The organism is Ruegeria sp. CE12, from assembly GCF_056537525.1.
Window position 1 is genome coordinate 68,347 of record NZ_JBQFRS010000008.1, and the last position, 20,598, is coordinate 88,944.

The following is a 20,598-nucleotide window of genomic DNA, read 5'->3' on the forward strand; positions in this document are numbered from 1 at the left end:
TTTCCCCGGAGGAAAAAATGTCCGAATGGCTGGAAAACCACCTGCCCAAGGTGGTGCTGGCACCGTCGTTCATCGCCGTATTGATCTTTGTCTACGGATTTATCGGATGGACCGCGTGGGTGTCGCTGACCCGATCGAAACTACTGCCGAAATACGAGATCAAGGGATTCATCCAGTATGAACGCCTGTTCGACTCGCCCCGTTGGGATACGGCGATCAACAACCTGTATATCTTTGGCGCGTTGTTCATCGTAATCGCGATGGTGCTGGGCCTGTTGCTGGCCATCCTGCTGGATCAGAAGATCCGCGTCGAAGGGGCCATTCGCACGATCTATCTGTACCCTATGGCGCTGTCGATGATCGTAACCGGCACTGCATGGAAATGGATTCTCAACCCGGGTCTGGGGATCGAGGCGATGGTGCAGGGCTGGGGATTTCCGAATTTCGAGTTCGATTGGCTGGTGAACCCGGACTACGCCATCTACACCATTGTTCTGGCTGCGATCTGGCAAAGTTCGGGATTTGTCATGGCGCTGTTCCTTGCCGGGCTGCGCTCGGTTGATGGTGAAATCATCAAGGCCGCGCAGGTCGATGGTATCCCAACATGGCGCATCTACACAGCGATCATCATCCCCTCAATGGCCCCCATTTTCCTGTCTGCTTTCATCGTGCTGGCGCACCTTGCAATCAAAAGCTTTGACCTTGTCATCGCGTTGACCGGCGGCGGCCCGGGCTATGCCACAGACATGCCTGCAACCTACATGTACGCCATGGCCTTTTCGCGCGGCGATATCGGTCAGGCAGCTTCGTCCGCGATGATCATGATGCTGGTCGTCTTTGCCATCGTGGTTCCATATCTCTATTCAGAACTGAGGGCGAAAAATGACTGATCTGTCGATGCCCCAAACCCGCACCCAAAGCGCCACGGGCAAGATCGTCCTGCGCTGGCTGCTCTATGTCCTTCTAGGCCTCTTTGCGCTCTATTACCTCATGCCGCTTTTTGTGATGTTGACCACCTCACTGAAAAGCCTTGAGGAGATCCGCACCGGAAGCCTGATGTCACTGCCCCGCGAGGTCAGCCTGGACGCCTGGAAAACCGCGTGGTCCGGGGCCTGTACCGGTATCCAGTGCGAAGGTCTGCGGCCCTATTTCTGGAACTCTGTCCTGATCGCAGTTCCTGCGGTGGCGATCTCAACCCTGCTGGGTGCGCTGAACGGCTATGTCGTGGCGCAGTGGCGGTTCAAAGGGGCGAACATCATCTTCTCGCTGATGCTGTTTGGCTGCTTCATCCCGTTTCAGGTTGTTCTGCTGCCGATGGCGCGTCTGCTGGGGATCATGGGGATTGCCGGGACCATTCCGGGCCTGATCTTCGTCCACGTGATCTATGGTCTTGGTTTCACTACGCTGTTCTTCCGCAACTACTACGTCACTATTCCGGCCGAGTTGACCAAGGCCGCCCGCGTTGATGGGGCCGGGTTTCTGCGGATTTTCTGGTCGATCTTCCTGCCGCTGTCGCTGCCCATCATTGTGGTGACCGTAATATGGCAATTCACACAGATCTGGAATGACTTCCTGTTCGGTGTGTCCTTCAGTCAGGCGGGAACGCAGCCCGTGACCGTTGCGCTCAACAACATCGTAAACTCCACCACCGGCGTCAAAGAATACAACGTCGACATGGCCGCCGCGATCATCGCGGGGCTGCCGACGCTGCTCGTCTATGTCGTTGCCGGTAAGTATTTCATCCGCGGTCTGACCGCTGGTTCCGTGAAGGGATAACCCATGGCTCCCATCCTCGATATCAACAATCTCTACAAGAATTACGGCGCGACCGAGATTCTGAAAGACATCAACATCTCGATCGAACCGGGCGATTTCCTGGTGCTGGTCGGCCCCTCGGGTTGCGGTAAATCCACCCTGCTGAACTGCATCGCCGGGCTTGAGCCGATCACCGGTGGGACACTGGCCATTGGCGGCAAGGACATGACCCATGTCAGCCCCAAGGACCGCGACATCGCCATGGTGTTCCAGTCATACGCTTTGTACCCGACGATGTCGGTCGCCAAGAATATCACCTTTGGCATGAAGGTGCGCGGCGTGGATGCGGCAACGCAGGAGGCCAAGCTCAAAGAGGTCTCATCCCTGCTGCAAATCGAGCAGTTGCTGAACCGGCGCCCAAGCCAGTTGTCTGGTGGACAGCGGCAGCGTGTGGCGATGGGCCGAGCGCTGGTGCGCGATCCCAAGCTATTCCTATTTGATGAACCGCTGTCAAACCTTGACGCCAAACTGCGGGTCGAGATGCGGACCGAAATCAAGAAACTGCACCAGACGCTGGATGCCTCTATCGTCTACGTGACCCACGACCAGATCGAGGCGATGACGCTGGCCACCAAGATCGTGGTGCTAAAAGGCGGCATCGTGCAGCAGATCGGCAGCCCGGCCGAGATTTATAACAACCCGGCCAACCTGTTCGTAGCGGATTTCATGGGCTCACCTGCGATGAACCTGATTCCGGCCAGAACCGAGCGGAATGGGACCGGTACGCATATCTCGATCGCACGCGATTCCGGATTACCAATCACTCTGACGGATTCGCGCGATCTGAATTTGCCTCAGGATGTCATTCTGGGCCTGCGCCCCGAAGACATTGCCGAAGCAGGCTTCCGGGCAGGTGCCGGGGTGCAGGAGGCAGAGTGCCTTGTTGATATGGTCGAACCGGCCGGGGCGGACACATACGTGGTCTCTGAACTTGGCGGCAAGCAGGTGACTGCGCGCCTGCACGCCGAGACCAGTGCACAGGCAGGTCAGATGCTGAACCTCGCCTTTGACATGAGCAAGGTTTCGTACTTTGCCAAGGAAACTGGTGAACGGTTGAATTGACCCAGTTATGATACTTCGGTTGGCCGCGAAGACTTGCGGCCTTCCGAAGTACCTTCAAAATTGCCTTGATCGATAGGCGTTTCTAAAACCAGCCGTCTGCACCAAAACTGCGTATGAGCTGATCATAAACTACGCGATGGCGCATCTAGCTTTCCCGGACACTTCAATTCCGTGTTTGGAAACGCGCATGTCAAAGTACATCTCTGTACCCCAGTTCCTGCTCTGCCTTGTTATTGCCTGCTGCGCATTCCCGCTGATTTACGTGGTACTGGCGACAAAAGGGAACACTTGGGTCTACCCCTCACTTGTGGTTGGCCAGCGCTCGACACTCATCTTGTTTTGTGCGGTTCTTCTGCTTGTCTATGTGGATAGGTTAAAGCGTTTGTTTTTAGGCGTTTTTATCGCAACCTTGATCTTGGTATTCGGTTCGTTACTTAGTGGACTCGAATGCGCCTTTGGCGGGCTGTCAGGAGGATACAACAGGTTCACCAATTGTGGTCTTGATTTCGTGATCTACGCAGGTCTCGTCGCACTTGGATTTGCTATCATATCCAGTAGGCGATCGGCGACATATTTGGTGTGTTTATTGGTCCTGAGCTTCCCTATAGGCGTCGCATTTGCTCATTTCGTTTTGACGGCGGAGTTAAAACGCACTCTTACCGGGATGGATTTGCAGGCTGAGTGTGTTGTCCGCCAACCGATCAGGTTTTATTTTGCGTCGGAATTGAGCGGCTCGCGTCGAATTCAGCAGATAGAAGATCTGGATCTGACCTGGATTATTGGCGAGCAATCGCCCCGAATCTACAAATTCTTGGAAGGTGACGCTTACATTTGGAAATACGACCAAAAGTCCTTTGAAAGGATGAGGGCCAGCTCACATCTCGTCGCAGTTTGCGAAGGTAGCTAGCTTGAAGGGCGGATTTCAAGAGGCTGGGCTAAGAAAGCCGTTTGCGGGCTTTCCTAGCATATGGTGTTTCGAACGAGTACTGCGATTGTACAAGCCGCGCTTGCAGTTATCAGCTGAGCCTGTTCTGTTTCATGTCTTTGATCAAACGGTTCAGGTCGCCGCCGCGCGCATCCAGCATGGCGCCAACCTCGGTCCGCTCGGTCAGCAGCATATTCACGCCTTCGATGAACATGTTGAAGAATTTGTCACGCCCCGATTTGTCCGAGACAAGGAAGGTCACCTCAAACGGAGACGAGCCCTGAAGCTTGACCGAGGTGCGCACCTCGTAGCCCGCCTTGATCTTGCGTGCATTTCGGACAGTGACCTGACCGCCGATGAACTCGCGGAACCGGCGGCCATATTTGTTCGCGATATAACCCTGAAACGCATTGGTGAACTGCTTCAGCTGCGACGGGCTGGCCGAACGGGCATCAGCCCCCAGCACATAGCGGGCCATGATCGGCACATCTGCGTATTGCACGAAGATTTTTTCGAAATCTCGGATCATCGCCTTCTCGGATTTGCCCGAGGCAATTACCCGATTGATGTCATCCACGACGCTGACGACAAGCGCCTTAGCCTCTGCTTCGGTCTGAGCAAAGGCGGGCAGGGGAAGGGCTGTAAGCGCCAGACCGGCAAGGCCAGTGGCGACAAAACCACGACGGTTCAAATGGTTACTCGGCATAGGGGTCCTCGTAGGGGTCTAGGTAGGGGTCCCTGACAGGGTCGGTCCCGGTTTCGGCATAGGGGTCATCATACAGACCCAGATAGGCGTCCTCATCATCCCTTGCCAGTTCAAAGCGACGGTTTTGCAGGTAGATGGTTCGTGCCTGCGCATAGCTGTCCGCGCTTTCATACAGGATCGAGTCTACCGTATCCGAGAATCGGCCACGATCCCCCATCCGGCGGACAACTTCGGCATAGACGCCCAGGTTGTCGGCTGGCCGTGTCGGGGTAAAGTTGATCGGATTCGAGAACAGGTTGACTACAACTCCAACGGCATCACGGGTAGTTGAGGGGCCATAAAACGGCAGTTCAACATAGGCACCTTCGCCAAAACCCCAGACATGCAGGGTTTCGCCGAAATCCGTATCCACGGGCGGCAGGTTCAGCTCACTGGCCGGATCGGACAGGCCAATGCCACCGACAGTCATGTTGATGACGAACCGCAACAGCGCATTACCCATTTGCTTGGGGTTGCCCTGCAGCAGGTAATCCACAGCCTGACCGGGCAGCGAGATGTTTTCAGCGAAATGGTTGAAGCTTGTCACCATCGGGTCGGGGACGATCTTCACATAGCCTTTTGAGGCAGGGCGGAACAGGAACCGGTCGACACCCAGATTGAATTTATGAATTCCGCGATTGGCATTTTCGTACGGGTCAAACACTTCGCCGCGGGCTGCCTGGTCCGCAGGTTGCGATGCACAGGCGCTCAGCACCGTCATAACGGACAGAATGATAAGGTGCTTCAAACGGAGTCTGCTCGACACGATATTTGTACTCCAAGGTGCCAGAGGTGAATGATCTGGCTTTCAATCAATACTGTTGCGGTCGGACTTCAAGGGTTCAAGTGGCTGTCACATAGAAGTTTCAAACTCTAATTGAAACAACTAGCGTTTAACCCGCATGCCCGACCGAGGTAAAGTGACACAGGATCAACACTCCGGAATAAGAGAAGTTACGCCCAGATCTTGTACATTTGTAAAATTGCCGTTTCCGGCTTTCCCAAGTCGGGCTTCCCGGTTAGCGTCCGCGCGAGTCGATTTTAAGGTGAGGACCATCAAATGAGCATCGCAGCAAAACTGGAAAGCCTCGGCGTCAGCCTGCCGGACGCACCTGCGCCAGCAGCGAACTATGTGCCTTTTGTTCGTGTGGGCAATATCGTCTACGTATCTGGCCAGATTTCCAAGGCAGACGATCTGATCACCGGAAAACTGGGTGATGACATGGATGTCGACGCGGGCGCAGCGGCGGCGAAAGTCTGCGCGATAAACCTGCTTGCTCAGGTCAAAGCCGCTTGCGGTGGTGACATCGAAAAGCTGGTGCGCGTGATCAAGCTGACCGGATTCGTGAACTCGACCGCTGACTTCACGGCGCAGCCGCAGGTGATCAACGGTGCCTCCGATTTCCTCGTCGAGGCGCTGGGCGATGCAGGCCGCCATTCACGCTCTGCCGTCAGCGCAGCATCTCTGCCTCTGGGTGTTGCGGTTGAGATCGAAGGTATCTTCGAAGTCCAATGACGCCGAGCCTGCCAAAAGAATTCATGCAACGCCCGATCGCGCATCGGGCGTTGCATGACAAAGCGGACAAACGCCCGGAAAACAGTCTCGCAGCCGTACAAGCGGCGATGGATGCCGGGTATGGGGTCGAGATTGATCTGCAGCTCACCTCGGATGGCCGAGCGATGGTGTTCCACGACTACGATATGACCCGTTTGACCGGACAATCAGGACCGATCCGGCAGATCTCATCGGACGAGGCCGCGGCTGTGACGCTGCTGCATTCCGATGATGAAAGCATTCCGTCGTTGCAGGACGTGCTGGAACTGATTGATGGCAAAGTGCCCTTGTTGATCGAATTCAAGGATCAAGACGGGGCGATGGGCAAAGGCATCGGGCCGTTGGAACAAGACGCGATCCGTGCGCTTGAAGGCTATGATGGTCCATTGGCGTTGATGTCATTCAATCCCAACAGCGTAGCTGAATTGGCGCGTTTGGCACCGCATGTGCCCCGGGGTATCGTCACCAGTTCCTATGACCCGAAGGAGTGGTTGCTGCCTGAGGACATCTGCGACCAATTGCGGGATATTCCAGATTTCGACCGTGTTGGCGCAAGCTTCATCAGCCATGAAGTGCATGACCTTGACCGGACCCGTGTTGCCGAACTAAAGGCGCAAGGTGTGCCCATCCTGTGCTGGACCGTCCGCTCGGCTGAACAAGAGACGGAAGCGCGCAAGGTTGCCGACAATGTGACCTTCGAAGGCTATTTGGCCGCGTGTTCGGGTTGAACCTGTCCTTCGCTGTCACAGATAATGGTGAAGCGCGGAGGGTACATGGATCAGGCACAAATTGAAGTTCAGGTTCTCGGATCGCTCTCGCAGATTTCTGCTGCGGACTGGGATAGTTGTGCCTGCCCGGAAACAGCTGATGGTGGTCGCCCGCTTGACCCGTTCACCACGCATCGATTCCTGCTGGCGCTTGAGGAAAGCGGATCGGTTGGTCGGGGAACAGGGTGGCAGCCGCAATATCTGACGGCGTATCTGGACGGTCTGCTGATCGCTGCGGCACCGCTCTATGCCAAGTCACACAGTCAGGGTGAATACATCTTTGACCACAACTGGGCGCATGCTTACGAGAGCGCTGGCGGGCGCTATTATCCCAAATTGCAGATTGCTGTTCCGTTTACACCAGCCACGGGCAGACGTTTTTTGGTTCGCCCCGGCTATGAGGCGATCGGCATGTCCGCTCTGGTTCAGGGCGCCGTCCAACTGGCCGCTGACAACCGGGTATCTTCGCTGCACGCTACATTCTGTACCGAGGCCGAGGCCCTCGCGGGGGCCGGAATGGGGCTGCTGACCCGCAGTTCACAGCAGTTTCACTGGCTCAACGACACCTATTCGGATTTCGATGGCTTTCTGGCCGCGCTGTCTTCGCGCAAGCGCAAGAATATTCGTAAAGAACGTGCACAGGCGTGTGATTTTGGTGGGGAAATCCGCACCCTGACCGGGTCTGATATTCAACCCGAACATTGGGATACCTTCTGGCAGTTCTATCAGGATACCGGCGCGCGCAAATGGGGGTCACCTTATCTGACGCGTCAGTTCTTTGATATTGCGCATGAAACCATGGCTGATGACATGGCCTTAGTGCTTGCGGAGCGCGACGGCTATGCGGTGGCCGGTGCGCTGAACTTCATCGGGCGCGAAACGCTCTATGGCCGCTATTGGGGCTGCACCGAACACCATCCCTGTCTGCATTTCGAATTGTGCTACTATAGGGCGATCGACTTTGCCATTGCCCATGGCCTGGCCCGGGTCGAGGCCGGTGCGCAGGGCGAGCACAAGCTTGCGCGTGGATATCTTCCTGTGCGTACGCATAGCCTGCATTGGATCGGTGATCCGGGTTTTGCCGACGCGGTGTCGAAATATCTTGATGCCGAGGGCCGTGCAGTGGGAGAAGAGATCGAGATTCTGACGGATTATGGCCCGTTCAGAAAGTCGAACCCGGAGGAACAGCAATGACGGAACTTTTGTCGACCGAGACCCGCGGCCCGCTGCTGGATCCGCTATTCAAAAACGGCTGGACCATGGTTGAAGACCGGGACGCCATCACCAAGACCTTCATTTTCGAAGATTTCGTCCATGCCTTCGGCTGGATGACACAGGTGGCGATTTTCGCGGAAAAGTGGAACCACCACCCCGAATGGTCGAATGTCTATCGTACGGTCGAAGTTGTGTTGTCTACACATGACGTGGGTGGTCTGTCCTCGCTGGATGCCAAGCTGGCGCGCAAGATGGACAGCCTCTGTTAACGATTACCCGATCCCACACCACCTGCCAGAGAGGCGGCGACACCCATCTGCTCGAATTCAGCAGGTGTGACGGTTCCGCTGCTGACATCAATATTGCCCGGGATCCTTGTCGTCCGATTACCAACTGATCGAACACTGCGTGCGGCCGGATTGATATCCAGGCACCGGGTGTTGTAGCAAGTCAAACCGTTGGTATTGATCTGAATACGCGCCTGACCGTCTGCCCCGGTTACGACGGGCGCTTGCGGAACATCACATGCGGCAAGCAGGCTCAGAACGCCCAGATAAACCCATTTGTTCATTGCACGCTCCTGTTTTGCGATGCTCTGCCCGGTACATTCCGGGGCAGAGCGTTAATCTAATCCGCTGATGTTCAGTCCAGCAGGCCGTTTCCGTCCTGATCGGCATTGATAAAGTCTTCGTTCATCTGCGTATCGTACTCGGCTCGGGATATAGCGTTATCCTCGTCCCGGTCGACCTTTTGAAATTGCTTGATGTCAAGAAACGGCTTGGCTTCGTCCAGCCCCAGCGTGCCGTTCTTGTCTTCATCCATTTCCTGAAAGGCATAATCGGAAAAGGCGTTGAACTCGTCCTTTGACAGAAAGCCGTCATTGTTCGAGTCGATCGCGTTCAATTCCTTTTCATTCAGTTCAGCGACGCTTTCGGCTGAAGCTGCACTGGCCATCATCACAGCCGCAATTACGAAAATTCCACGTTTCATTCCGGCTCTCCTCAGCATGAGTATCTCTGACCTTCGTACCCACCTGCAGCGGCACCTGCCGCGGTCAGAATGGTTTTGCCCGAACCGCCCCCAAATTGGTTGCCGATCACGCCGCCGATCAAGGCACCACCCAGCGTACCGCCGAGGCAGGCAATCTCGTGCTGTCGTGCCGCCTGCTGTTGCGGGGTTGGGGCAGGGCCGCAAGCGGCCAATGCACCGGCAGTGCCCAAGGCAAGAGTGATTAATTTAAGTTTCATCAATGAACTCCCCAGTTGTATGCTCAAGTATTTGCACATCGGGGCGTTGCAGGCCAAGTTAAATACGATTGGTTGGCCCCGGGGCTGCCGGGGCCAATGAAATCAGATTGCTTCCAGCAACCCTTCCCCCGCCGAGATTTCACAGGCTCCGGGATTTTCCTCAAGGTTCAGCGCGACAACTTTGCCGTCATCAACCAGCATCGCATACCGTTTGGATCGTGCTATCAGCCCGGCTGGCGGCGCATCGAAATCCATGCCGATGGCCTTCGTGAATTCAGATGCTGCGTCGGCAAGCATGGTCAGGCCCGCGTCGGTTGCACCGGTTGCCTCGCCCCAGGCTTTCATGACAAACGGGTCATTGACCGAGACGCAGATGATCTCGTCCACACCCTTGGCGTCGAACTGATCTTTGGTGCGCATGAAGCTGGGCACATGCGCGGAATGACAGGTTGGCGTAAATGCGCCCGGAACGGCAAAGATCACCACCTTGCGCCCATTGAGCTTGCTGGAGATACGTACCTCCTCAGGCCCTTCGGCACCTATCTGTGTCAATGTCGCATCTGGCAAAGTATCACCGGCTGAAATCATCTTATTACTCCTGTCGATTGGATTTGCAGAGTCAGTCCTAAGCGCAATATAGGGGTGCAGGTGGATGAAACCACGGGAATTCGACAGGGCGGGAGAAACATGAGCCATATTGTCGTAATTGGTGCCGGACAAGCGGGTTCTTCGCTTGTTGCCAGGCTTCGCAAGGACGGGTTTGAAGGGGACATCACTTTGATCGGTGCCGAGCCGCATCTGCCCTATCAGCGACCGCCTTTGTCCAAAGCTTACCTTTTGGGAGAAATGGAGCTTGAGCGACTGTTTCTGCGGCCCGAAAGCTTTTATTCCGAAAACAACATCACGCTGCGTCTAGGTCAGCGGGTTACAGGTATCGATCCTCAGGCCAAAACAGTGACCCTGGGTGACGAAGTCATCTCGTATGACGAGCTTGCATTGACCACAGGTTCTGATCCGCGTCGTCTTCCTGCAGCGATTGGTGGCGATCTCGAAGGCGTTCATGTCGTGCGCGATCTCGCCCATGTTGACGACATGGGGCCATGGGTGACCGAAGGTTCCAAGGCATTGATCGTGGGCGGCGGTTACATTGGGCTCGAGGCGGCAGCGGTTTGCGCCAAACGCGGCGTCAAGGTCACTCTGGTTGAGATGGCAGATCGCATCCTGCAGCGCGTAGCGGCCCCTGAAACCAGCGACTATTTCCGGGCACTGCACAACGAATACGGCGCCGATATCCGCGAAGGTGTCGGGCTGGACCGTCTGGTGGGTGAGAACGGCAAGGTTACCGGGGCCGTTCTGACCGACGGGGCCGAGTTGGACGTTGATTTCGTCATCGTGGGTGTGGGCATTGCCCCGTCGACCGAACTGGCTGAGATGGCAGGGCTTGAGCTGGACAACGGCATCAAGACGGATGCCCATGGCCGCACCTCAGACCCATCGATCTGGGCGGCGGGCGATTGCGCGTCGTTCTTGCATCAGGGCGAGCGTATCCGGCTGGAAAGTGTGCCCAACGCAATCGACCAGTCCGAGATCGTGGCGCAGAACATGCTGGGCGCTGCCAAGGATTATGTCGCGACGCCATGGTTCTGGTCGGATCAGTATGATGTCAAACTGCAGATTGCAGGCCTCAATACCGGCTATGACCGCGTTGTGACCCGTCAGGGCGAAGGTCAGACGGTCTCCTTCTGGTACTATAAGGGTGATCAGCTGATTGCGGTCGATGCGATGAACGACCCGCGCGCCTACATGGTCGGAAAGCGTTTGATCGACTCGGGTAAAACCGCTGATCCGGCTGTTGTTGCCGACCCGAGCGCGGATCTGAAGCCGCTTCTCAAGGCGTGAGGATCATCGCCGGAGATTTCCGGGGCCGCGCTTTGGCCTCGGTCGGCAAAGGGGATGCGGGCGCGCATCTGCGCCCGACCACCGACCGGGTTCGCGAGAGCCTGTTCAATGTCCTGAGCCATCAGATCGACTTTGACGATCTGCGTGTGCTCGACCTGTTTGCCGGAACCGGCGCACTGGGGCTTGAGGCGCTGTCACGTGGTGCGGCGCATGTCACATTTGTGGATGATGGTCGCGTGGCGCAGGGACTTATCCGCAAGAACATCGAACTGACCCGAAGTGCGGACAGTACAGATCTAGTCCGCCGGGATGCAACGCGTCTGGGGCAAAACCCAAACGCGGCTTACGACCTGATCTTTCTGGATCCGCCCTATGGCAAGTCGCTTGGGCAAAAGGCGATAGCAGCGGCAATCGCCGGGGGATGGTTGGCCGAAGACGCCCTTCTGGTGTGGGAAGAAAACGCTCCGATGGCGGCTCCGGACGGGTTTGAACTGCAGGACGCACGAAAATACGGCGATACCCATATCTCTTTGATGTGGCGCAGTGTTTCAGGCTGAAACAGGCGAGGCAGGTTAATGCCGAATGCCGATTTGCATGTGTTCCACGTCCCGGCTACGCCGGGTCCGTAAGCGGGCGGAGGTTCACATGCACGATCTGGTTATCTTTGATTGCGATGGCGTTCTGGTAGACAGCGAAGTTGTCTCGAACCAGGTTCTGGTCAGCAATCTGGCCCGGTATGGTCTGAACCTGACGCTACAGGAATGCATGTCTTTGTTTGTCGGAGGCACCATGGTTGGTGTCCGGGACAAGGCACGGGATTTGGGCGCTGTATTGCCCGATAACTGGATCGACGAAGTATATGCCGAAACCTATGATCGGTTGCGATTGGGCGTGCCGCTGGTCGCCGGGGTGTTTCAGCTTCTGGACCGCCTTGATCAGCAGGATATTCCTTATTGTGTCGCTTCGAACGGCAGTCCGGACAAAATGCAGATCACTCTGGGCCAGAACGGTTTATGGGACCGATTCAAGGACGTGATGTATTCCGCGCATGTATTAGGAACTGGCAAACCTGACCCAGCGATGTTTCTGAAGGCAGCCGAACACTTTGGATCAGCCCGCCCGGTTGTCATCGAAGACAGCGAGAATGGTGTCACCGCAGCTATCCGGGCCCAGATGCGATGCCTCGGATTTGCCGCCCATGACGACGGCGCGCGCCTCGCGGCCCTGGGTGCTGAAGTTTTTGGTGATATGGCGGAGGTGCCAGCGCTTTTGGGAATATGACCGGGACATGTTACTATCTGACTCATGGATCGTGCCATAGCCCCATCATACTGGGCTTTCGCTCAGGATACGGACACAGCCACCGGCCCACCGCCAAAACCCATGCGCGCGCCGGTGTTCATCCACGATGCGGTGACACCGTGGGGGGCTGAGACGATGTTGCTGAAGCTCTGGCGCGAGCAGTCTGCCGATCAGGAAGAATAGGTCGGATGGAACTTGCCGCCGGGTGAAAGCGTAAAGATCTCAACCCCATCTGCCGTCACACCAACCGAGTGTTCGAACTGTGCCGACAGCGATTTGTCGCGGGTCACGGCGGTCCAGTCATCGGCCAGAGTTTTGGTTTCCGGACGGCCCAAGTTCACCATCGGTTCGATGGTAAAGAACATGCCTTCTTCCAGAACCGCACCAGTGCCGGGGCGGCCATAATGCAGCACATTCGGCGGTGCGTGGAACACGCGACCCAAACCGTGACCGCAGAAATCGCGGACAACACTCATCCGGTGTGCTTCGACATAAGCCTGAATGGCGTGGCCGATGTCACCGAACGTGTTGCCCGGCTTGACCGTCTCGATGCCTTTGAACAGTGCATCGTGAGTCACCTGAATCAAGCGCTCGGCTTTGCGCGGCAGTTTGCCGGCAACATACATGCGCGAGGTATCGCCGAACCAGCCATCAACGATGACGGTGACGTCGATGTTCAGGATGTCGCCATCCTTCAGCCGCTTGTCGCCGGGAATGCCGTGGCAGACCACGTGATTCACACTGATGCAGCTGGCGTGCTGATAACCCTTGTAGCCAATGGTCGCCGAGGTCGCGCCTGCATCCTCAACCATCTGCGTGATGAGCCCGTCAATCGCGCCCGTGGTCTGGCCGGGAAAGACATGGTCGGCAATATCGTCGAGTATCCGCGCGGCCAAGGCCCCTGCCGCGTGCATACCGGCAAAGTCACCCTGTTCGTAGATGCGGATGCCGTCCTTGGTCAGGCGGCCACGATGTTCTTTCATCGACGCTAAGCTCCAAATGTTGCGCGCAGCACTTCTTTTACGCTGCTTGTGCAGAAAGTACCAGAGGGTGTGCGCGTTCTTGAGATCGAACAAATGGCGTAGAAACACAATTGTTCAAGTGAATTTCCAAGAGGTGGTCAGAGACGTTGGCGGCAGCTACCGAACTACTGGTCAGGAATCGCTTTCACCTTCTGCACTGCTCTCATAGATGATCACTCCCTTGCCGGGCGCATAGTTGGAAGGGGCTTTGGGCAGGTTTTCAACGATTGGGGTCAGATCAAATGCTGAAAAAAATGTCTCAAGCTCTTCGTTTGATGCGTCAGATACAACCGTAATCTCCACCTGCCCATCCATGTAGATTGATAGGTGTTGGTAGTCGGTCGGCGTGTGCTTTCGTGTCACGATACTGTACGAGAATTGAGGGTGCTTATGGACCAGAACACCGTCGATTTCGGCAAAGGGTTCAGTAACCTCCCTGAGACGGAAGATTTCGCCATCCTTGGCAGCGTGCAGACCCTCTCGGTAGATCTTGATAGCAAATGCAATAGTCTTGTCGCCTTGACGATAGACCCGTACGGTGCCCGACTTCGCCTGTTTGGTGACCCGATGCAAATCTAACCAAAGATCGTGTTCGGTGGTTTTGCCTACTATGCTACTTGCCGGCGGTTCACCCAACATTGGTTCAAGTGCTTTGACGTTGTATGAAGCCTCGGACCAGCCTGGCTGGGTGGTGGGAAGAACTTTGGACGGGTCGAAGGGCAGAGACAGGAATATACCATCTCGTATATTGACGATGAGATGCGAGAAGGACCCAAGGCCTCCGCACCGGCGTCTGCACCCATCCTCGCGACTTTTCTCATATTCGGCTGCGCCCTCATCCAACTGAGCGTTCAGGGCATCGCGGGCTGCCGTACGGCGATCATCCGTCATGTATGTGTCGAATGCCATCAATGCGGCACCAATCATCAATATGGCCCCAAGCGTGAAGACAACCCCAGCCAGTATTCTCATTTCTCTGCCTCACCCATTGGTAACACTTACACGCGCAGCCGCCGTATAATTTTATCAGGGAAATTGAGGCGATTTCATGATCTTGCGCACCGATTTGGAGATAAAAATCACTTGGATTTGGAGGAAGTTAAGTCGAAAATTTCTGCTGGCTAACCCAAACCCCTTCCGGTGATATTCGTGTCCTATAGATCAATCGCTCCACGCCTTTTGCCTGCGCTTCTTCAAATGCAGCCGCATAGGCCGGGTCGATATCCGCTGCCAAAGCAAACCGGTCACAATCTGTGCGCTGCACCAGATACAACATGATCGCGCGATGTCCCTGAGCCACCATTGCGGCCAGCTCACCCAGATGCTTGGTGCCGCGCGCGGTGACGCTGTCGGGAAACTCTGCCAGACCGGGTTCGCGCGATAGGGTCACGCTTTTGACCTCGAGATAGGCGTCCGGCAGCCCCGGTTGGGTCAGAAGAAAGTCGATGCGGCTGTTTTCCCCGTATTTCACCTCGGGCCGGACAGTTTCATAGGAGGCGAATTCGGGGATCTGTTGGTCTTCCAACGCCCTACGTAGAGCCTTGTTTGGCACCGAAGTGTCGACACCCGTGAGGTGCCCGTTTTCGTGATCAACCAGCCGCCAGCCGTATTTCAGCTTTTTTTTCGGATCGTCATTGGGCTCCAGCCAGATTTTCTCGCCTGGTTCGGCCAACCCCATCATTGAACCGGGATTGGCACAATGCGCGGTAATCTCGCGCCCGTCCTCTAACCGGCAATCGGCCAGAAAGCGTTTGTAGCGGCGGATAAGGCGGGCGGGGACAAGCGGCGTGGCAAATTTCATGCCTACCGCCTTACCCCGCACCTGCCGGCAAGGGAAGTGTCAGACCAGACCAGCCATGACACCCCCGTCAACATCCCAGACCGCGCCGGTAACCCACGACGCGTCCTTGGACAGGAGATGCGTAATCGTGCTGGCCACATCTTCGGGGCGGCCCACACGGCCGATCGGATGGAACGCATCGAACCCACCGGTCAGTGTTTCTTCGATCTTGTCCGGTTCAATGAAGGCCCCATAAATCGGAGTGACAACAACTGCGGGCGATACTGCGTTCACCCGAATACCATGCGGTGCGAGCTCCAACGCCAGATGCTGAGTCAGTGAATGAAGCCCGGCCTTGGCCATTGAATAAGCCGATGACGGGGTCGCACGAACGGCCTGTTTTGCCCACATAGAGCCTATGTTGACGATGCTTCCACCACCATTGGCTTTCATGTTCTCGGCAACTGCCTGCGTGATGAAAAACGTGGCGCGATTGAGGTCCATATAGCTTTCGTAGTCTTCGGAGGTGTGCTCCAGAAATGGTTTGGGTGAGAATGTACCTGCAGCATTGATCAGACCCTGAATATGGCGATTGTTCTCCTTGATGTGTTCAATCAAGCCATCAACTTGGCCCGCGTCGCGCAAGTCTACCTGATGGATATCTGCCAAAGCACCCAGCCCGGCCCTGGCGGCATTCAGTTTGTCAGCTGAAGAGCCAACAAGCGTTACATGCCCTCCCTTGGCCACGATTTGTTGCGCTGCTGCCAGCCCCATTCCACTGGATCCGCCGATGATGAGTGTTGTTATGTCAGTCATGATCTGATTCCCTATCTACTGGTAGGTAGATATATTGAAGTGGCAATTTCAAAATCAACCCCCTATCTAACGATAGGTAAAATTTCTGGACGGGCGACTGATGAAAAAACCTGACAAAGCACTGTCCGACACGGCGATCCAAATTCTGGATGTGGCCGAGCGTATGGCGCGGCAAGGCGGCTACAATGCGTTCAGCTTCCGGGATATCGCACGTGAGATCGGCATCAAATCCGCCAGCATTCACTATCATTTCCCAACCAAGGAGGATTTGGGGGAGGCGCTGGTCGAGCGATACACCAACCGTTTTCTGGACGCATTGGGTGCAGCTGACGATGCGGAACCAATCGAAATGCTATCGCGCTATGTGTCGATCTACCGGGCAGCGTTGATTGAGCAGCAGTTGATGTGCCTCTGTGGCATGTTTGGCGCGGAAATAGCCAAATTGCCCGCGCCGGTTTCAGAGCGCACCCGAGCCTTCTTCGAACGCAACCTTGAATGGCTAGATACCGTTTTCAAAGCCGCCGGTGTGCAAGACCCACGCAAAAGATCCGGCGAAGTTATTGCCAGGCTGGAAGGTGCGATGATCCTTGCTCGCGCAATGAACGACATGGATCTGTTCCAGCGTGTTACGGGGGACTTACCGGCAGAATCCCTGCGCTCGTGACAAACAGGTCTTGCGGGGCGGGTCAGGACGGATATTTTGCAAACACCTCCCGCAGCAAGAAAGGACAGGCCATGCCAAACCCAACCGCAGCGATGCTGGTGATCGGGGATGAAATCCTGTCCGGTCGCACCAAGGATACCAACACGAACTTCCTGGCTCAGGAACTGACCAAGCATGGCATCGATCTGAAAGAAGTACGTGTCGTCAGCGATGACGCGGATGCAATCGAAAATGCGGTCAGGGCCTTGTCCGACAGTTTCGAACATGTCTTTACCAGCGGTGGTATCGGCCCCACCCATGACGACATCACCGCGGACTGTATTGCTCGCGCGTTTGGTGCACACATTGATGTACGGGATGATGCCCGAGCCTTGCTTGAGGCACATTACGAGAAATCCGGGCTTGAGCTGAACACTGCGCGGCTACGCATGGCACGCATTCCGGATGGTGCCACATTGATCGAAAATCCGGTTTCAACCGCACCGGGTTTTACTATCGGGAATGTGCATGTGATGGCCGGAGTGCCTTCGGTGTTTCAGGCTATGGTGGCAAGCGTTTTACCCACACTGACCGGGGGAGAGCCGCTGCTGTCGCAGACTTTGCGCGTAAACCGGGGCGAAGGCGATATCGCTGCAACCCTGTCGGTGTTGGCCGAGGATTTCAGTGATCTGGCAATCGGCAGTTACGGATTTCAGGTCAACGGCGTGTTCGGTGCGAATGTGGTTGTGCGCGGCACCGATGGCGGACGTATCGATGCGGCAATTACCCGGCTGGCCAGGGAGCTGGAGCTTTGAGCGTCAACTGGGCTGACGTGGTCGACGGCACCTGGCCTGCAGCGCGGTATGAAAAGCAAGGTCCATTCCAGCTGCGTGAAGGGCAGGGCGGTGGCTCGCGCGTGTCTGCTGCGAGCAGGATTGGGGATGTGACCGACGCTGATCTGGACAATGCCGAACAGGCGATGCTGGCGATGGGACAGAAACGCATATTCTGCCTGCGACCAGGGGATGAGGGGCTGGACACCCAACTGGCTGCCCGCGGTTATGAAGTTCTTGATCCGGTCAACATTTATGACTGCCCGGTTGCGCAGCTGACGGATGTTCCAATTCCACGTGTCACGGTTTTCACCATCTGGGAGCCATTGGCCATCATGCGTGAAATCTGGGCGCAGAGCGGCATCGGGCCGGAACGTCTGGCAGTCATGGATCGGGCCAACGGCCCGAAGACTGGCCTGCTGATGCGTCAAAAGGATCAGCCCGGTGGCGTGGGTTTTGTCGCGATCCATGATGGAATTGCCATGGTGCATGCGCTTGAGATTCTGCCAAGTCACCGTCGTCAGGGTCTGGGACAGTGGGCCATGCGTGCCGCGGCCTTTTGGGCGCTGGACAACGGCGCCCATACCCTTAGCGTGATCTGCACGAAGGCGAATGAAGGGGCGAATGGCCTCTATCATTCTCTCGGGATGCAGATCGTGGGAGAGTATCATTACCGCCAGCTTGTCTGAGGGGAGAAAGACAATCGTGACTGATCAGAAGATGCCCACTGCGCTGGATTTGCCGATGGTGGATCCGCTGCCGCCCGAGACGCAGAAATACTTTGATATCTGCGTCGAAAAGCTGGGTATGGTGCCGAATGTTCTCAAGGCGAATGCGTTTGATATCAACAAGCTGAACGCGTTCACCGCCATGTATAATGACCTCATGCTGGCAGACAGTGGCTTGTCCAAGCTCGAGCGTGAGATGATTGCCGTTGTCGTCTCATCGATCAACAAGTGCTTTTATTGTCTCGTCGCGCACGGGGCCGCGGTGCGACAATTGTCGGGTAATCCTCAGTTGGGTGAAATGCTGGTGATGAACTATCGCGTGGCTCCGCTGGATAGTCGTCAGCGCGCCATGCTGGATTTCGCGGCCAGAATGACCACTGCAAGTGCCGAAATCGAAGAGCAGGACCGCCAGCATCTGCGGGATGTGGGGTTCTCGGATCGTGATATCTGGGACATCGCCAACGTCACCGGTTTCTTCAACATGTCCAACCGCGTGGCCAGTGCCACGGCTATGGTCCCGAACGACGAATACCACGCGCAATTCAGATGAACCGATTTATCGCCCTTTGTCTTTGTTTGCTGGCCGCACCGGTAGCGGCTCAGAACCTGACCTTTCCGTCCAGTGCGCGGCAGGTCAGTGAGCGTATCAGCGCTCTGGACAGCTATGAATTGCCGATCGGGGCCTTTGCGGATGGCAAAGTACCCTCTCGCAATGTCGAAGGGCGGGTGGAACGGTATACTTGGCGTTTGCAGGCCGGCTCCAGCACGACGTTGCAGATACTGGCCCCGCTACGCGAACAGATCGTGGCGCAGGGCTATGACATTCTGTTCGAATGTGAGGCCCGCAACTGCGGAGGTTTTGACTTTCGGTTCAACACCGAGGTCGTGCCAACGCCGGATATGTATGTGGCGATCAACGACTACCGATTCCTTTCGGCCTCGCGCGGCGGGGATGTTCTGAGCTTGCTGATCAGTCGCAATCCACCTGATGGTTACGTACAGCTGATCCGTGTCACACCGGCCGGGGCAACGACGCCTCCACCACTGGTGATTGAGGAAACGGTGCAGGGATCAGGTGGCCTGCTGACCGAGTTGCAGCAGGATGGCCACGTTATTCTGGACGATCTGCATTTCCAGACCGGCGAAGTTGCGCTGGGCGCAGGGCCTTTCGCGTCTTTGTCTTTGCTGGCCGGTTATTTGCAGGACAACCCGGACACCCGGCTCGCGCTGGTCGGGCACACTGATGACACTGGTAACCTTCAGGCCAATACTGCCGTCAGCACCAAGCGCGCGCAGGCGGTGCGACAGCGTTTGATTGATGCTCATGGCGTAGCGGCAGACCGGATCGAGGCGCAGGGTGTCGGTTATCTGGCCCCAATCACTTCGAACGCGTCAGCGGAAGGGCGCGATCTGAACCGGCGGGTTGAGGCGGTGCTGCTGGTCAACTGAACGATCAGGCTTAGTTGATTTGATAATTCCCAAACAGTCTCTAACCTAAGGCAAAAGGAGCTGTCATGTCAGATCATGAACTACTTCCAAAAGCGTTGATTATCGGTGCGGGCGCAGGGCTTTCAGCATCATTTGCACGCGCTTTGGCAAAGGCTGGGTATGATCTGCATCTGACTGCCCGCAACATCGACGATCTTGAGCCTTTAGCGGCAGAAACAGGTGCAGAGCTCCACCAGCTTGACGGAACCGACACTGACGGGATGGCATCGCTGGTTGCAGACTTGCCGGGCGAACTGCGCGTTGCCTGCTATAATCCTTCGGCCCGCCAGCGTGGTCCGATCACTGAACTTGATCCTGAAACAGTTCGCAAAGCTGTCGAAGTGACGGCCTATGGGGCGTTTCTGCTGGGGCAGTCTGCGGCGCGTCGAATGCTTGAGCAGGATCTACGGGACAATCGGCGCGGGACAATCCTGTTCACCGGTGCCTCGGCCGGGGTAAAAGGGTTTCCCCTGTCTGCACCCTTTGCGATGGGAAAGTTTGCACAACGCGGGCTGGCGCAATCCATGGCACGCGAGCTTCATCCCAAAGGCATACATGTCGCTTGGGTCAACATTGACGGGGCCATCCGGAACCCGGCACGTGCAGGATACAGTGACAGTGCCGACAATCCCGACAGCTTTCTGAACCCGGATGCAATCGCGCAGGAATATATGCACCTGATCCAGCAGGACCGCTCGGCTTGGAGCAATGAACTGACGCTTCGGCCTTGGGTTGAAACATTCTAAGCCTCTGCTG

The 20,598-nt window shown here is 56.3% G+C and carries 28 protein-coding genes; 18 read left to right on the top strand and 10 right to left on the bottom strand.

The window, feature by feature from the left end; translation table 11 throughout:
* Window positions 1-17 precede the first annotated feature (17 nt).
* The 4 genes from ACR0IO_RS17130 to ACR0IO_RS17145 all read left to right on the top strand — a co-directional run bounded on the left by ACR0IO_RS17130 (window position 18) and on the right by ACR0IO_RS17145 (window position 3,784).
* Window positions 18-890 (top strand): carbohydrate ABC transporter permease, encoded by an 873-nt coding sequence (locus ACR0IO_RS17130; RefSeq protein WP_170336332.1) that lies wholly within the window; start codon window positions 18-20, stop codon window positions 888-890.
* A complete protein-coding gene (locus ACR0IO_RS17135) occupies window positions 883-1,776 on the top strand; it encodes a carbohydrate ABC transporter permease (protein WP_480742961.1) in 894 nt (297 codons plus the stop codon). The genes ACR0IO_RS17130 and ACR0IO_RS17135 overlap by 8 nt, the downstream gene beginning before the upstream one ends.
* Window positions 1,777-1,779: 3 nt before the next feature.
* Entirely contained in the window at window positions 1,780-2,877 is a 1,098-nt protein-coding gene (locus ACR0IO_RS17140) for an ABC transporter ATP-binding protein (protein ID WP_480742964.1), read from the top strand.
* 187 nt (window positions 2,878-3,064) lie between these two features.
* Entirely contained in the window at window positions 3,065-3,784 is a 720-nt protein-coding gene (locus tag ACR0IO_RS17145) for a hypothetical protein (protein ID WP_480742968.1), read from the top strand.
* 109 nt (window positions 3,785-3,893) lie between these two features.
* On the opposite strand, the gene ACR0IO_RS17150 is transcribed toward ACR0IO_RS17145, so the two are convergent.
* On the bottom strand, window positions 3,894-4,508 hold the full coding sequence (locus ACR0IO_RS17150) for an MlaC/ttg2D family ABC transporter substrate-binding protein (RefSeq protein ID WP_170336336.1): 615 nt from the start codon (window positions 4,506-4,508) through the stop codon (window positions 3,894-3,896).
* Entirely contained in the window at window positions 4,498-5,268 is a 771-nt protein-coding gene (locus ACR0IO_RS17155; protein ID WP_155146569.1) for an MlaA family lipoprotein, read from the bottom strand. The genes ACR0IO_RS17150 and ACR0IO_RS17155 overlap by 11 nt, the downstream gene beginning before the upstream one ends.
* A gap of 339 nt (window positions 5,269-5,607) precedes the next feature.
* Between ACR0IO_RS17155 and ACR0IO_RS17160 the strand changes: the two genes are divergently transcribed.
* Genes ACR0IO_RS17160 through ACR0IO_RS17175 form a run of 4 tightly spaced genes read left to right on the top strand, consistent with a single transcriptional unit; the run spans window position 5,608 to window position 8,353 of the window.
* Complete coding sequence (locus ACR0IO_RS17160; protein ID WP_170336338.1) at window positions 5,608-6,063, top strand: RidA family protein; 456 nt, start codon at window positions 5,608-5,610, stop codon at window positions 6,061-6,063.
* Window positions 6,060-6,830 carry a glycerophosphodiester phosphodiesterase family protein gene (locus ACR0IO_RS17165; RefSeq protein ID WP_480742973.1) on the top strand — a complete coding sequence of 257 codons (771 nt, stop codon included), beginning with the start codon at window positions 6,060-6,062 and terminating at the stop codon, window positions 6,828-6,830. Before ACR0IO_RS17160 ends, ACR0IO_RS17165 begins: the two co-directional genes overlap by 4 nt.
* A gap of 45 nt (window positions 6,831-6,875) precedes the next feature.
* Window positions 6,876-8,063 (top strand): GNAT family N-acetyltransferase, encoded by a 1,188-nt coding sequence (locus ACR0IO_RS17170; RefSeq protein ID WP_480742976.1) that lies wholly within the window; start codon window positions 6,876-6,878, stop codon window positions 8,061-8,063.
* Window positions 8,060-8,353, top strand: a complete 294-nt coding sequence (locus ACR0IO_RS17175) for a 4a-hydroxytetrahydrobiopterin dehydratase (RefSeq protein ID WP_155146448.1) — start codon at window positions 8,060-8,062, stop codon at window positions 8,351-8,353. The genes ACR0IO_RS17170 and ACR0IO_RS17175 overlap by 4 nt, the downstream gene beginning before the upstream one ends.
* Here the strand turns inward: ACR0IO_RS17175 and ACR0IO_RS17180 are convergent.
* From ACR0IO_RS17180 to ACR0IO_RS17195, 4 genes are all read right to left on the bottom strand, one after another.
* A complete protein-coding gene (locus ACR0IO_RS17180; protein WP_480742979.1) occupies window positions 8,350-8,655 on the bottom strand; it encodes a hypothetical protein in 306 nt (101 codons plus the stop codon). The genes ACR0IO_RS17175 and ACR0IO_RS17180 overlap by 4 nt on opposite strands.
* A gap of 71 nt (window positions 8,656-8,726) precedes the next feature.
* Window positions 8,727-9,074, bottom strand: a complete 348-nt coding sequence (locus ACR0IO_RS17185) for an EF-hand domain-containing protein (protein ID WP_170336346.1) — start codon at window positions 9,072-9,074, stop codon at window positions 8,727-8,729.
* A gap of 11 nt (window positions 9,075-9,085) precedes the next feature.
* A complete protein-coding gene (locus ACR0IO_RS17190) occupies window positions 9,086-9,331 on the bottom strand; it encodes a glycine zipper 2TM domain-containing protein (RefSeq protein WP_480742982.1) in 246 nt (81 codons plus the stop codon).
* A gap of 102 nt (window positions 9,332-9,433) precedes the next feature.
* Complete coding sequence (locus tag ACR0IO_RS17195) at window positions 9,434-9,919, bottom strand: peroxiredoxin (RefSeq protein WP_155146440.1); 486 nt, start codon at window positions 9,917-9,919, stop codon at window positions 9,434-9,436.
* Between the two features lie 99 nt (window positions 9,920-10,018).
* Here ACR0IO_RS17195 and ACR0IO_RS17200 point away from each other — a divergent pair, with 99 nt between their 5' ends.
* The 4 genes from ACR0IO_RS17200 (at window position 10,019) to ACR0IO_RS17215 (ending at window position 12,715) form a co-directional block, all read left to right on the top strand.
* Window positions 10,019-11,230, top strand: coding sequence for an NAD(P)/FAD-dependent oxidoreductase (locus ACR0IO_RS17200; RefSeq protein ID WP_480742985.1), 1,212 nt, complete (start codon window positions 10,019-10,021; stop codon window positions 11,228-11,230).
* The gene (gene rsmD / locus ACR0IO_RS17205) at window positions 11,227-11,787 is read left to right on the top strand and encodes a 16S rRNA (guanine(966)-N(2))-methyltransferase RsmD (protein ID WP_480742987.1); all 561 of its coding nucleotides are present in this window, start codon (window positions 11,227-11,229) and stop codon (window positions 11,785-11,787) included. The genes ACR0IO_RS17200 and rsmD overlap by 4 nt, the downstream gene beginning before the upstream one ends.
* Window positions 11,788-11,875: 88 nt before the next feature.
* Window positions 11,876-12,511 (top strand): HAD family hydrolase, encoded by a 636-nt coding sequence (locus ACR0IO_RS17210; RefSeq protein WP_480742989.1) that lies wholly within the window; start codon window positions 11,876-11,878, stop codon window positions 12,509-12,511.
* A gap of 24 nt (window positions 12,512-12,535) precedes the next feature.
* On the top strand, window positions 12,536-12,715 hold the full coding sequence (locus tag ACR0IO_RS17215; protein WP_155146433.1) for a hypothetical protein: 180 nt from the start codon (window positions 12,536-12,538) through the stop codon (window positions 12,713-12,715).
* Here the strand turns inward: ACR0IO_RS17215 and map are convergent.
* The 4 genes from map to ACR0IO_RS17235 all read right to left on the bottom strand — a co-directional run bounded on the left by map (window position 12,703) and on the right by ACR0IO_RS17235 (window position 16,150).
* On the bottom strand, window positions 12,703-13,515 hold the full coding sequence (map, locus tag ACR0IO_RS17220; RefSeq protein WP_170336354.1) for a type I methionyl aminopeptidase: 813 nt from the start codon (window positions 13,513-13,515) through the stop codon (window positions 12,703-12,705). The genes ACR0IO_RS17215 and map overlap by 13 nt on opposite strands.
* A 171-nt stretch (window positions 13,516-13,686) precedes the next feature.
* The gene (locus ACR0IO_RS17225; protein ID WP_480742993.1) at window positions 13,687-14,526 is read right to left on the bottom strand and encodes a hypothetical protein; all 840 of its coding nucleotides are present in this window, start codon (window positions 14,524-14,526) and stop codon (window positions 13,687-13,689) included.
* Window positions 14,527-14,653: 127 nt separating this feature from the next.
* A complete protein-coding gene (sfsA, locus tag ACR0IO_RS17230; protein ID WP_480742995.1) occupies window positions 14,654-15,355 on the bottom strand; it encodes a DNA/RNA nuclease SfsA in 702 nt (233 codons plus the stop codon).
* 39 nt (window positions 15,356-15,394) lie between these two features.
* Window positions 15,395-16,150 (bottom strand): SDR family NAD(P)-dependent oxidoreductase, encoded by a 756-nt coding sequence (locus tag ACR0IO_RS17235; RefSeq protein ID WP_480742997.1) that lies wholly within the window; start codon window positions 16,148-16,150, stop codon window positions 15,395-15,397.
* A 100-nt stretch (window positions 16,151-16,250) separates the two neighbouring features.
* Between ACR0IO_RS17235 and ACR0IO_RS17240 the strand changes: the two genes are divergently transcribed.
* The 6 genes from ACR0IO_RS17240 (at window position 16,251) to ACR0IO_RS17265 (ending at window position 20,588) form a co-directional block, all read left to right on the top strand.
* Window positions 16,251-16,814 carry a TetR/AcrR family transcriptional regulator gene (locus tag ACR0IO_RS17240; RefSeq protein ID WP_170336362.1) on the top strand — a complete coding sequence of 188 codons (564 nt, stop codon included), beginning with the start codon at window positions 16,251-16,253 and terminating at the stop codon, window positions 16,812-16,814.
* Between the two features lie 71 nt (window positions 16,815-16,885).
* Complete coding sequence (locus ACR0IO_RS17245) at window positions 16,886-17,608, top strand: competence/damage-inducible protein A (RefSeq protein ID WP_480743001.1); 723 nt, start codon at window positions 16,886-16,888, stop codon at window positions 17,606-17,608.
* On the top strand, window positions 17,605-18,315 hold the full coding sequence (locus ACR0IO_RS17250) for a GNAT family N-acetyltransferase (RefSeq protein ID WP_480743004.1): 711 nt from the start codon (window positions 17,605-17,607) through the stop codon (window positions 18,313-18,315). The genes ACR0IO_RS17245 and ACR0IO_RS17250 overlap by 4 nt, the downstream gene beginning before the upstream one ends.
* Before the next feature lie 16 nt (window positions 18,316-18,331).
* Entirely contained in the window at window positions 18,332-18,904 is a 573-nt protein-coding gene (locus ACR0IO_RS17255) for a peroxidase-related enzyme (protein WP_480743008.1), read from the top strand.
* Window positions 18,901-19,803, top strand: a complete 903-nt coding sequence (locus ACR0IO_RS17260) for an OmpA family protein (protein ID WP_480743011.1) — start codon at window positions 18,901-18,903, stop codon at window positions 19,801-19,803. Before ACR0IO_RS17255 ends, ACR0IO_RS17260 begins: the two co-directional genes overlap by 4 nt.
* A 65-nt stretch (window positions 19,804-19,868) precedes the next feature.
* A complete protein-coding gene (locus ACR0IO_RS17265) occupies window positions 19,869-20,588 on the top strand; it encodes an SDR family NAD(P)-dependent oxidoreductase (RefSeq protein ID WP_480743015.1) in 720 nt (239 codons plus the stop codon).
* The last annotated feature ends 10 nt before the right edge of the window (window positions 20,589-20,598 follow it).

What these genes read in the sequence shown, in the direction of transcription:
- ACR0IO_RS17260 (WP_480743011.1), top strand. Translation starts at nt 18,901, where the DNA reads ATGAACCGATTTATCGCCCTTTGTCTTTGTTTGCTGGCCGCACCGGTA.
- ACR0IO_RS17200 (WP_480742985.1), top strand. Translation starts at nt 10,019, where the DNA reads ATGAGCCATATTGTCGTAATTGGTGCCGGACAAGCGGGTTCTTCGCTT.
- ACR0IO_RS17265 (WP_480743015.1), top strand. Translation starts at nt 19,869, where the DNA reads ATGTCAGATCATGAACTACTTCCAAAAGCGTTGATTATCGGTGCGGGC.
- ACR0IO_RS17160 (WP_170336338.1), top strand. Translation starts at nt 5,608, where the DNA reads ATGAGCATCGCAGCAAAACTGGAAAGCCTCGGCGTCAGCCTGCCGGAC.
- ACR0IO_RS17155 (WP_155146569.1), bottom strand. Translation starts at nt 5,268, where the DNA reads ATGACGGTGCTGAGCGCCTGTGCATCGCAACCTGCGGACCAGGCAGCC.
- ACR0IO_RS17245 (WP_480743001.1), top strand. Translation starts at nt 16,886, where the DNA reads ATGCCAAACCCAACCGCAGCGATGCTGGTGATCGGGGATGAAATCCTG.
- ACR0IO_RS17175 (WP_155146448.1), top strand. Translation starts at nt 8,060, where the DNA reads ATGACGGAACTTTTGTCGACCGAGACCCGCGGCCCGCTGCTGGATCCG.
- ACR0IO_RS17130 (WP_170336332.1), top strand. Translation starts at nt 18, where the DNA reads ATGTCCGAATGGCTGGAAAACCACCTGCCCAAGGTGGTGCTGGCACCG.
- ACR0IO_RS17170 (WP_480742976.1), top strand. Translation starts at nt 6,876, where the DNA reads ATGGATCAGGCACAAATTGAAGTTCAGGTTCTCGGATCGCTCTCGCAG.
- ACR0IO_RS17190 (WP_480742982.1), bottom strand. Translation starts at nt 9,331, where the DNA reads ATGAAACTTAAATTAATCACTCTTGCCTTGGGCACTGCCGGTGCATTG.
- ACR0IO_RS17135 (WP_480742961.1), top strand. Translation starts at nt 883, where the DNA reads ATGACTGATCTGTCGATGCCCCAAACCCGCACCCAAAGCGCCACGGGC.
- ACR0IO_RS17210 (WP_480742989.1), top strand. Translation starts at nt 11,876, where the DNA reads ATGCACGATCTGGTTATCTTTGATTGCGATGGCGTTCTGGTAGACAGC.
- ACR0IO_RS17140 (WP_480742964.1), top strand. Translation starts at nt 1,780, where the DNA reads ATGGCTCCCATCCTCGATATCAACAATCTCTACAAGAATTACGGCGCG.
- ACR0IO_RS17145 (WP_480742968.1), top strand. Translation starts at nt 3,065, where the DNA reads ATGTCAAAGTACATCTCTGTACCCCAGTTCCTGCTCTGCCTTGTTATT.
- ACR0IO_RS17215 (WP_155146433.1), top strand. Translation starts at nt 12,536, where the DNA reads ATGGATCGTGCCATAGCCCCATCATACTGGGCTTTCGCTCAGGATACG.
- map (WP_170336354.1), bottom strand. Translation starts at nt 13,515, where the DNA reads ATGAAAGAACATCGTGGCCGCCTGACCAAGGACGGCATCCGCATCTAC.
- ACR0IO_RS17165 (WP_480742973.1), top strand. Translation starts at nt 6,060, where the DNA reads ATGACGCCGAGCCTGCCAAAAGAATTCATGCAACGCCCGATCGCGCAT.
- ACR0IO_RS17185 (WP_170336346.1), bottom strand. Translation starts at nt 9,074, where the DNA reads ATGAAACGTGGAATTTTCGTAATTGCGGCTGTGATGATGGCCAGTGCA.
- ACR0IO_RS17235 (WP_480742997.1), bottom strand. Translation starts at nt 16,150, where the DNA reads ATGACTGACATAACAACACTCATCATCGGCGGATCCAGTGGAATGGGG.
- ACR0IO_RS17180 (WP_480742979.1), bottom strand. Translation starts at nt 8,655, where the DNA reads ATGAACAAATGGGTTTATCTGGGCGTTCTGAGCCTGCTTGCCGCATGT.
- ACR0IO_RS17195 (WP_155146440.1), bottom strand. Translation starts at nt 9,919, where the DNA reads ATGATTTCAGCCGGTGATACTTTGCCAGATGCGACATTGACACAGATA.
- ACR0IO_RS17225 (WP_480742993.1), bottom strand. Translation starts at nt 14,526, where the DNA reads ATGAGAATACTGGCTGGGGTTGTCTTCACGCTTGGGGCCATATTGATG.
- ACR0IO_RS17240 (WP_170336362.1), top strand. Translation starts at nt 16,251, where the DNA reads ATGAAAAAACCTGACAAAGCACTGTCCGACACGGCGATCCAAATTCTG.
- sfsA (WP_480742995.1), bottom strand. Translation starts at nt 15,355, where the DNA reads ATGAAATTTGCCACGCCGCTTGTCCCCGCCCGCCTTATCCGCCGCTAC.
- ACR0IO_RS17150 (WP_170336336.1), bottom strand. Translation starts at nt 4,508, where the DNA reads ATGCCGAGTAACCATTTGAACCGTCGTGGTTTTGTCGCCACTGGCCTT.